Here is an 8,401-nt window from a genome sequence, read left to right on the forward strand (position 1 = left end):
GCTCTCCGGGGTGAAGACCGCACGGGGCGGAAAGGGAGGGGCGCGCGGGGCGCCCGGCGTGGTGACGGCGCGCCGGGGCGACGGTGGCCCGGCGGCGGGAAGGTGGGGACTCAGGGGGCGAGGACGGCGCGCAGTCCCTCCAGGACGCGATCCACCTCGGCGACCAGGGCGTCGGGGTCGGTCGGCGCGTCGCCGGGTGTGGCCTCGGCCCGGCGGCACTCGACGGCCACGCGCATGACGCAGCCGGTGAGCGCGGCGGCCAGACGGGGGTCGATGTCCTCGCCGGTGCGGGTCAGGCGGCGTTCGAACACCGCGATCAGGGCGCGTTCGGCCTCGGCGAACATCTCCAGCAGGAAGCCCGCCAGTTCGGGGTTCTCCCTGACGAGACGGTGGGAGGTGGCGATGCCGTCGGGGTCGCGGATGATGTCGCGGGCGTGACCGCGCACGAGCTCCGCGAGGGCGGCCCCGAAGGACAGGTCGTCGGCGTGCACGAAGCGTTCGACCGCGTCGGGGGCGAGGGCGGGGGGCGCCTCGAGGAGGGCGTCCTCCTTGCTCCGGAAGTAGTTGAAGAAGGTGCGGCGGGAGACGCCGGCGGCGGCCGCGATCTCGTCCACGGTGACGGCGGCCACGCCGCGCTCCAGGGCCAGTTCGCGGGCGGCGCGGCGGATGTCCCGGTGGGTGCGGCGGCGCCGGGTGTCCCACAGGGTTTCGCCGGAACGGTCCGGTCGGCCGGTCTCCTCGTTCCGCGACGCGGCCGGCGGGGTCACCGCCGCTTCCTCGCGCATTCGTTCCGCTCCACGTGGTTCCTCGTCCCCGTTTCCGGCGTTCCCCGTCGCTCCCCGGCCCCGCCGGCTTTCGCCGGTTCCCGGTGTCCCCCGGGCCGGCACGTCGACGTGTCCGCCCGGCGGGCCGGCCGGGGCACGCGTGGCACGGAGGCCGGCCGCACCTTCTCACCCGCATTCCTACCCGCATCCTTGCCCTCAGTGCAAGGTTGGCACCGGGTGCACGGAGTGCGGCGTGCCCGCTCTCCCCGCCCCCGTCGAGGGTCCGAAGGCCGACGAAGCCCGTGAACCGCGTGGAACGAGTGGGGAACACGTACATTTCCGCCACCACGACCGAGGAGGGCGCGGAGTGTCCGAAAAACCGTCAGAAGCCATGGGATCGCATGGCCTTGAAGTATCCGGTTGGAAATTCAACCGAATGTTCCACGCGTTGTTCCGAATTCAATGAAGCACGGCGCCCTCGGAGCGGTTGCGGGCTCCCGTGAATCGGGTTGGACTTGAGTCGTAAGCAACCACCACTTCCTCCGAGAGGACGGTGTACATGTTTTCCACCGAGTCGACCACGCGGGACCTCCACAAGGCCCTGGAGACCGATGTCGAGGCCGCGCTGAACCCGACCGAGGCGGATGGCGTCTTCCGTGATTCCCGCGAATGCGCGGCACTTCTGCTGCTCGCGGGAGCACTTCTGCTCTCCCCGCCGACCCCCCGGCCGAAGAAGGGCTGACGAGGCGGATATGAAGCAATTGTCGGGCGCGATCCACGACCTTGCTTCGGAGGTGGTCTCCGTTCTTCGGGACGGGGGCCACCGCTCCGTGGCGGGGACCGGCACCGCGCAGGGTGACGAGGCCGTGCTGCGGGTGGCGGCGGCCCGGGCGCTGGGCGCCGACGTGCTGTTGCCCACCACGCTGCTGCGACACCCGCCGGAGGAGCCCGTGCTGGCCCTCGTGCGGGAGGCGATGCGCGCCTACCCGCCGGGGCCCGACGCCTCGTCCGCCACCGTCTGGAGCCACTGGGCGATGGAGCGGACGGTGCTCCGCCTGACCTCGGTCGACGGCGTCGCCGACGGGAGCGGGGGACGCCCGGCCGGGGTCCCGCCCACCGCCCAACCGGATGTCTCCGACCTGGAATCCGCGCCCTGGCAGCGGCTGACCCACCAGCTCGCCGTGCTCGGGGCCCTGGCCGTCCCCGGGGCGGACTCGGCGGTGGCCGAGCTGGCCGGGCGGCGGTCCCTGGACGTCTCGCGCGGGTTCGTGCGGGCGGTGCGCCGCCGCGACTGGCTCCAGGCGGCGGGGGCGGGCCGGTGGCTGGCGGCCGTCGACGGGGCGCCGGGGAGCCTGGGGCTGGACGCCGGGTTGGACTTCGTCCTGCACATGGGAGGGGCCGACCCGCGGGTGGCCCTGCACGCCCGGGCCGCGCTGTGGATGCGCGCCGCCGCCGGCGGCGAGGGGGTTCCCCCGTCATGAGACACGCCGGGAAAACCACCGGGGGAACGTCCCGGGGAGTCCCCCCGGGACGGATTCACGCATTGCCCGCGGGGATCTCATGAGGAGCTATCTTCCCGATCGCCTCGCCCTCGAGGCACTCGAATGGACCCAACGGAATTTGTCGCGCTTCGAGCTCCCCGACGACATCACCGACCCGGATACCGATCCGAATTGGACGATGAAACCGGTGGGAGAACTCGCCCAGCTCTCCTCTTCCATTCTCGGCGTTTCCGAACCGGGTGGCGGGGTTCACCGCCTGGCGGGCGAGCTACTCGATTTCTGTTGGCGCCAGGTGCACGAGGGAATGACATTGCTGCGCATTTTCCGTGAGGAGCCGGCGGCCACCTACCCCCTGGAGATCTACGCGGCCTTCGCGGGTGCCGGACTGCGCCATCCGGGTTTCGAGGAGTTCGCGTCGTCGGTGTGTGCCACCCGTTCCTGGCGGCTGGCCGAGCAGGACCCCAACCGTCGGCTGGGCGTCCTGGACGCCGAACGGCGCAGCGGACTGACGCCGCACGGGGACTTCGAGCCGGCATTGCGGCGCACCTGGCTGGGTGGACTTCCCGAACCGTGGACCATGGATCGGGGCTCGGGGTACCACCTGACCCACACCGTCTTCCACATCACCCGGTGGGGCCGGGCGCCGCACCGGATGCCGGGGGACCTCGAGGCGTACCTGGGGGCGTGGCTGCCCTGTTGGCTGGACACCTGCGTCGAGGCGGCTCAGTGGGACCTGACCTGTGAGCTGCTCGCCGTGGGGGCGAGCCTGCCGGGGCCACCGGACGTCGAGCACCTGGCACCGGCCTGGGAGAGCATCGGTCGGGCCCGGCGGTCGGACGGCTCCCTGCCCGAGGAGGGCACCGGCCCGGCGGACGACGACCCGGGAACCACCTTCGCGTACAGCTACCACTCGACGTTGGCGGCGGCCTTCGCCGCCGCGCTGACCGCGTCCCGACTGCGGACCGCGGCGTCCCCCCGGAGTGCTTCCGGGGACGGACCCCCCGGGCCGTCCCCCGTCACCATCCACGGCGACCCGAACGGGCGAGGAAGATGATCGACACCCCTTCTCCCGGGCCACGACCCGACCCGTCCGAGGACTCCCCCACCGCGCGGGCCCTGCCACCCCTGCCGGCCGATCCCGCCCTGATCCACGGGGTGGGGGACCGGGCGGTGGCCTGGCTGCACCGGCACCGCGACGGTTTCCACCCCCGACCCGAGCCGGACACACCCGACCGGGAGGTCCGCGACCGGCTCAAACCGATCGGTGAACTGGCCCTGATCGGCAAGGTGTTGTTCCGGGAGGGGGTGGCCGGTTCCCGACAGGCCGCGCGGGCCCGGCAACTGCTGGACCACGCGTGGCGGGAACACCTGGACGGCGGGCGGCTGCTGGCCTGGATGCAACGGGAGGAGCCGCTGTCGCCGATCCCGTTCGAGATCTACGTGCCGTTCCGCGAGTTGGGGTACTCCTCGCCGGAGGTGGAGGAGAACGCCCGCCTGACCCACGGGTTGAACAGTTGGGCCGCGTTGGAGGCCATGCCGGTGCGGCGGCTGGGCCTGGCGGCCTTCGAGCGGCGCTTCGGTCTTCCCCCCTCGGTCGACCCGGGCGAGGCGGTGGGGGCGACCTGGCTGGGACGCCGTCCCGAACCGTGGACGGTGGGCCTGCACATCGGCTACGGCATCACCCACACCGTCTTCCACCTCACCGACTGGGGCGAGAACCCCAACGGCCTGCCCGCGGACATCGCGGAGTACCTGACGCGGTGGTTGCCGGCGTGGACCGACGACTGGCTGGAGATCGGCCACTGGGACCTGCTCGGCGAGTTGCTGGTCGTCGACGCCTGCCTGCCCCGTCCCGCGCTGGAGGACCGGGTCTGGCGGGCCTTCGCCGCCGCCCAGGCCCCGGACGGGGCGATGCCCGCGCAGGGCCCGATGCCGGAGGGGGACGAGCGGGAGGTCTTCGACGAGGTCTACCACCCCACCCTGGTCGCCGCGTTCGCGTCCGTGCTGGCCACTTCCAGGGCCATGGGCTCGCTGATCGGGGAGCCGGCGTGAGGACCGTGCCGGCGGAGGCCGGCCGTGCCCCCGAACCCGGTCCCGCGCCGGAGCCCCGCCGGCGGTCGTCCCGCCGGGACGCGGTGGAGCCGGCGCATCCCGTCCCCGCCGCCGACCCGGGGGTGCGGGAGACGCTGGCCCGGGCGGTGCGGGCGGTGGACGCCCCCGACGTGGTCGTCGCATGGTCCCGGCGCGGGGAGCGGGCGGTGTGCACGGGCGGCACCGCCCCTCCGCCCGTCGTGTCGCGCGAGGTGCTGCGCTACGAGACCGGCTCGGCGGGCAAGACCCTCACCGGGCTCATGCTGGCCGCGATGGTCCGCGCCGGCCGGGTGCGGTGGTCCACCCCGGCGCACGCCCTCCTGATCCCCGGGAGCGCGCCCCGGCCGCACCCGATCACCCTCCTGCACCTGGTGACGCACACCTCCGGCCTGCCCGGTCTGCCGGCCGACCTGTACCCGGGAGCCCTGCGCCACCGGGCGACCAACCCCTACGCGGGGTATCCGACCCGGCGGGTGCTGGAGGCCTTCGCCCGCCACCGCTCCCGCCGGCCGCCGGGAAGCCGATGGCGCTACTCCAACCTGGGCGCGGCGGTCCTGGGGCACGCGCTGGGAGCGGCCTGCGACACGTCGTGGGAGGGGGCGCTGGAGGAGTGGGTCCTGGCACCGCTGCGCCGGGTGGGGGCGGTGAACCTCGGAACCGCCCCCGCGCCGGGCGCCGATCCCCTGCGGGGACCGGTGGACGCGGTCGGGCACGGGCGGGACGGCGTCACGCCCGTACCTCCGCTGCTCATGGGCGGTTTCCCCGCCGCCGGCGCGGTGCGCGGCGATCCGCTCTCCCTGTTGCGCCTGCTGGAGGCGCACCTGCGCCCGGCGGGGGCGCCCGATCCGGTGCTCGCCGCCGCGCTGGAGACCGTCCGCACACCGGTGCTGCGGCGGGGGCGGCGCGGGGATCGCACCCACACCGTCACCTGGTTCCGCGAGGAGGGGCCGCGGGGGCCGGTGCTCTTCCACGCGGGGGCGACCTGCGGGCAACAGGCGTTCCTGGGGTTCCGTCCGGGGACGGGGACGGCCCTGGTCGCGGTGTGCACCCGCCGCTTCCGATCCCGTGACGCCTTCCCGGTCACCGCCCGGAACCTGCTGGACGCGCTTCCCTGAGCCGCTCCCGCCGTCCGGTCCGGGAACGCCGACGGCCGGAGTCCCCCGCGGTCAGCGGCCGACGGGCCCCGCCGTGTCCGCCCCCTCCGGCTCGCCGCCGTCCCCGGAATCGGGCCGACCGTGCCAGTCCAGGCACAGGATCATGGCGTCGTCGTCGGACTGCGGACGCCCGCGGTAGCCGGCGAGTTCGCCGAGGATGGCCCGGGGGACCTGGGAGGGGGGCAGCAGGCGGGTGCTGGTCAGCGCGCGGGCCAGGGCCTTGTCGCCGTACCGCTCCCCCACCGGCGAGGAGACGTCGTAGACGCCGTCGCTGACGAACAGCAGACGGTCGCCCGGCAGCACCCGGAAGCGCTGGACGGCGTAGACGGTGTCCTCGAACATGCCCAGGGGCAGCTGTGCCTCGAGTTCGACGGGCTCGGCGGAGCCGTCGCGCAGGCGCCACATGCGCGGGGAGCCGGCGTCGACGATCTCCACCTGCCCGGAGGCGAGGTGGAAGCGCAGCAGCAGCACCGAGACGTGGAACCGCCCGCCGTGCTGGCCGTACAGCGCCTGGTCGGCCATGTACGCCTGGTCCTGCAGGTCGAGACCGGCCCGTCGGGCGTTGCGCAGGGCGTTGACGGCGAGGTTGGTGAGCAGGGCCGCCTCGATGCCCTCGCCCATGCCGTTGGTGACGGTGAGGGTGAGGTGATCGGCCGAGGTGGACCAGTCGAAATTGTCGCCGTGAATGGCGTAGGCCGGTTCCAGTTGGGCACCGAGATCGAACTCGGGCCGGCTCAGGGCGCGACCGGGAAGGAGTTGCCACTGCATCTCCGCGGCGAGGGTGAGCCGCTCGGCGCGGCGGGCCTGGAGATAGACGTCCGTGTCGCGTTCGGCCACCACGATCTCGTGGCCGAGGATTTCGGAGATCTCACGGAGTTCCGCCACCACCTCGTCCGAGCACTCCTCGGTCGGCAGGCACAGGATCAGGACCCCGATCCGATCGCCGCGGACGGTGACGGGAAGGTGCAGCGTGGCCACCTCCGAGCCGACGGCGTCGGGGATGTAGGGTTGTTGGGAGCCGAAGGCCCGTCCCGGGGCACCGGTGTGGGCGGAGACGACTTCCGATCTGTAGTGCGGGGCGCCGAGCGGGTGAAGCGTGTTCATTCCGTAGTCGGCCACGAGCAGTTCGATGTCGGTGGCCGAGTAATGCCGTCCCAGCGCCGCACGGGCCGCGGCCAGGAGATCGTGGGGCGGTGCGTTGCGCAGGGCCCGCTCCACAGCCGTGAATCTGTCCACCGTGTTACAACCGCTTTCTCAAGAAAACATGCCGGATGGTGCGGGGAGGGCCGCCGGCCGGGCGTCAGGGGTGACAGGGCCTACCGGGAGTGCCACAGTTATGCGTGTGAATCCAGCATCGTCCCACCGTCGAGCCCCCGATGCCGCCGGCGCGGCGTCGGAGGTCATCGAACTGTTGGAGATGCTATGGGAGCGGGGTCGTGATGCCGCGCCCACCGCTCCGGTGTCCTCCTCCCAACTGCGTGTGCTCTACGTGCTGGAACGGGACGAGGGGATCAACCTGCGCACCCTGGGCGAATTGCTGGGGGCGGCACCCTCGTCGGTGAGCAGGCTCTGCGACCGACTGCAGGCGGTGGGCTTCGTGGAAAGGATGCCCAGCGCGGCGAGCCGGCGCGAGTTGGAACTGTGGCTCACCCCTCGGGGTCGCTCCTACCTGCGGGAGTTGCGGGCCCGACGCGAGGAGGCCCTGCTGTCGGTGATCTCCTCGCTGTCCCCCACCGAACAGCGGGCTCTGGTGGAGGGCCTCTCCGCCTTCCGTGACGCGGCGGACGGCGACTCCGTGACCGGGCTCCGCTCCGCCGGGCCGCGGGGAACGGCGCCCGACCACCCGGGCGGGAACCGCCGGGCCGGCACCGACGCGGCCGGGGACGACGGCGGAGGCGGCGCGGCCCCCCGCCCCCGGGACGCGGTACGCGAGTCCGGGGGAAGCGTTCTCGGCAACGGCGCCGACGCGGCCGGGGCGGGTTCCGACCCGGAGACACGGCTGCGGTCCGACGCGCCGCCACGGGTGGAGGAGGCGCACCGGCAACGGCGCTCTCCGTCCGGCGGAGCGGGACTCGGTGCGGGGGTGCGAGCGGCCGACGACGCCTCCCCGACCGCGGGGCGGCGGGCCCGGACGGCCTAGCCCCGGCTTCTCGGCACTCTCCATCGCTCCCACGCTGTTCTCGAATGACCCTGCTCCTGATGACGGAGGGGCCGGGGGCCCCACACCGCGACGGCGGGGCCGCCGGGTCGGAGCGCCCCCCACAGTGTTGACCCAAGGATACAGTTGTCAAATGGCAACTGTCTTCCCGGGAGTCCCGGGGGAGAGGCCCGCCGATCGTGCCGCCCCGGGACCCGGCGGGGCGCCCCTCAGACCCGCCGCAACCGTTCGACGATCATCTCCCGCAGCACCTCCAGCGCCTCGAGCGCCTCGACCTCCTCGACCGACCTCGGACGCTCCCCATCCGTCCCCCGGTCGCCCGGCTCGGCGGGGGGAACCACCCCCTCCTCCCCGGGCGTGCCCCGGTCGGCCGCCAGCAGTTCCCGCATCACCTCGCGGCGGTCGGAGCGAACGGCCAGGAGCGTGCGCCATCCGGCGGGTGTGAGCACCAACTCGGTGCGCCGTCGATCCGTCTCGGCCCGCCCCCGCCGGAGGAGTCCCGCGTCCTCCATCCGCGCGCACAGCCGCCCCGCCGCGGAGGGGGTCAGCCGCAGTCGGGCCCCCAGCCGCCCACAGGCCATCGGCTGTTCCGCCGCCAGCACCCCCAGGGCCCGCAGCTGGGCCGGGGGCACCGGATCCCTGGTGCGGACCCTCGCCACCTCCCACAGTTCCACCAGGCGCGCGGCGACCCGGGCGGCGTCCTCCGCCCCGCCCCCCGGCTCCCCGCCGGGG

General features: G+C 73.8%; 8 protein-coding genes and 1 pseudogene. 6 read left to right on the forward strand and 3 right to left on the reverse strand.

Going from position 1 to position 8,401, the window contains the following annotated elements:
• Positions 1 to 110 precede the first annotated feature (110 nt).
• The gene (locus FOE67_RS09740; protein WP_182662601.1) at positions 111 to 785 is read right to left on the reverse strand and encodes a TetR/AcrR family transcriptional regulator; all 675 of its coding nucleotides are present in this window, start codon (positions 783 to 785) and stop codon (positions 111 to 113) included.
• A gap of 538 nt (positions 786 to 1,323) precedes the next feature.
• On the opposite strand from FOE67_RS09740, the gene FOE67_RS09745 reads away from it, so the two are divergent.
• The 5 genes from FOE67_RS09745 to FOE67_RS09765 all read left to right on the forward strand — a co-directional run bounded on the left by FOE67_RS09745 (position 1,324) and on the right by FOE67_RS09765 (position 5,472).
• Complete coding sequence (locus FOE67_RS09745) at positions 1,324 to 1,506, forward strand: hypothetical protein (protein WP_143619204.1); 183 nt, start codon at positions 1,324 to 1,326, stop codon at positions 1,504 to 1,506.
• A gap of 10 nt (positions 1,507 to 1,516) precedes the next feature.
• Positions 1,517 to 2,245: a hypothetical protein gene (locus tag FOE67_RS09750; protein ID WP_182662603.1), complete on the forward strand. Its 729-nt coding sequence runs from the start codon at positions 1,517 to 1,519 to the stop codon at positions 2,243 to 2,245.
• 79 nt (positions 2,246 to 2,324) lie between these two features.
• Positions 2,325 to 3,320, forward strand: a complete 996-nt coding sequence (locus tag FOE67_RS09755; protein ID WP_182662605.1) for a DUF6895 family protein — start codon at positions 2,325 to 2,327, stop codon at positions 3,318 to 3,320.
• The gene (locus tag FOE67_RS09760) at positions 3,317 to 4,318 is read left to right on the forward strand and encodes a DUF6895 family protein (RefSeq protein ID WP_228473719.1); all 1,002 of its coding nucleotides are present in this window, start codon (positions 3,317 to 3,319) and stop codon (positions 4,316 to 4,318) included. The genes FOE67_RS09755 and FOE67_RS09760 overlap by 4 nt, the downstream gene beginning before the upstream one ends.
• Positions 4,315 to 5,472 (forward strand): serine hydrolase domain-containing protein, encoded by a 1,158-nt coding sequence (locus FOE67_RS09765; RefSeq protein WP_323384594.1) that lies wholly within the window; start codon positions 4,315 to 4,317, stop codon positions 5,470 to 5,472. The genes FOE67_RS09760 and FOE67_RS09765 overlap by 4 nt, the downstream gene beginning before the upstream one ends.
• A gap of 51 nt (positions 5,473 to 5,523) precedes the next feature.
• Here the strand turns inward: FOE67_RS09765 and FOE67_RS09770 are convergent, their stop codons facing one another.
• A complete protein-coding gene (locus tag FOE67_RS09770) occupies positions 5,524 to 6,747 on the reverse strand; it encodes a PP2C family protein-serine/threonine phosphatase (protein ID WP_182662607.1) in 1,224 nt (407 codons plus the stop codon).
• 100 nt (positions 6,748 to 6,847) lie between these two features.
• On the opposite strand from FOE67_RS09770, the pseudogene FOE67_RS09775 reads away from it, so the two are divergent.
• A pseudogene (locus tag FOE67_RS09775) lies at positions 6,848 to 7,297 on the forward strand (MarR family winged helix-turn-helix transcriptional regulator); the annotation flags it as partial.
• Between the two features lie 581 nt (positions 7,298 to 7,878).
• On the opposite strand, the gene FOE67_RS09780 reads toward FOE67_RS09775, so the two are convergent.
• Positions 7,879 to 8,401 (reverse strand): MarR family winged helix-turn-helix transcriptional regulator (locus FOE67_RS09780; protein WP_182662610.1); only part of this gene is annotated, 523 nt, incomplete at its 5' end.

This window comes from Streptomyces calidiresistens, from assembly GCF_014141525.1.
GTDB lineage: Bacteria > Actinomycetota > Actinomycetes > Streptomycetales > Streptomycetaceae > Streptomyces > Streptomyces calidiresistens.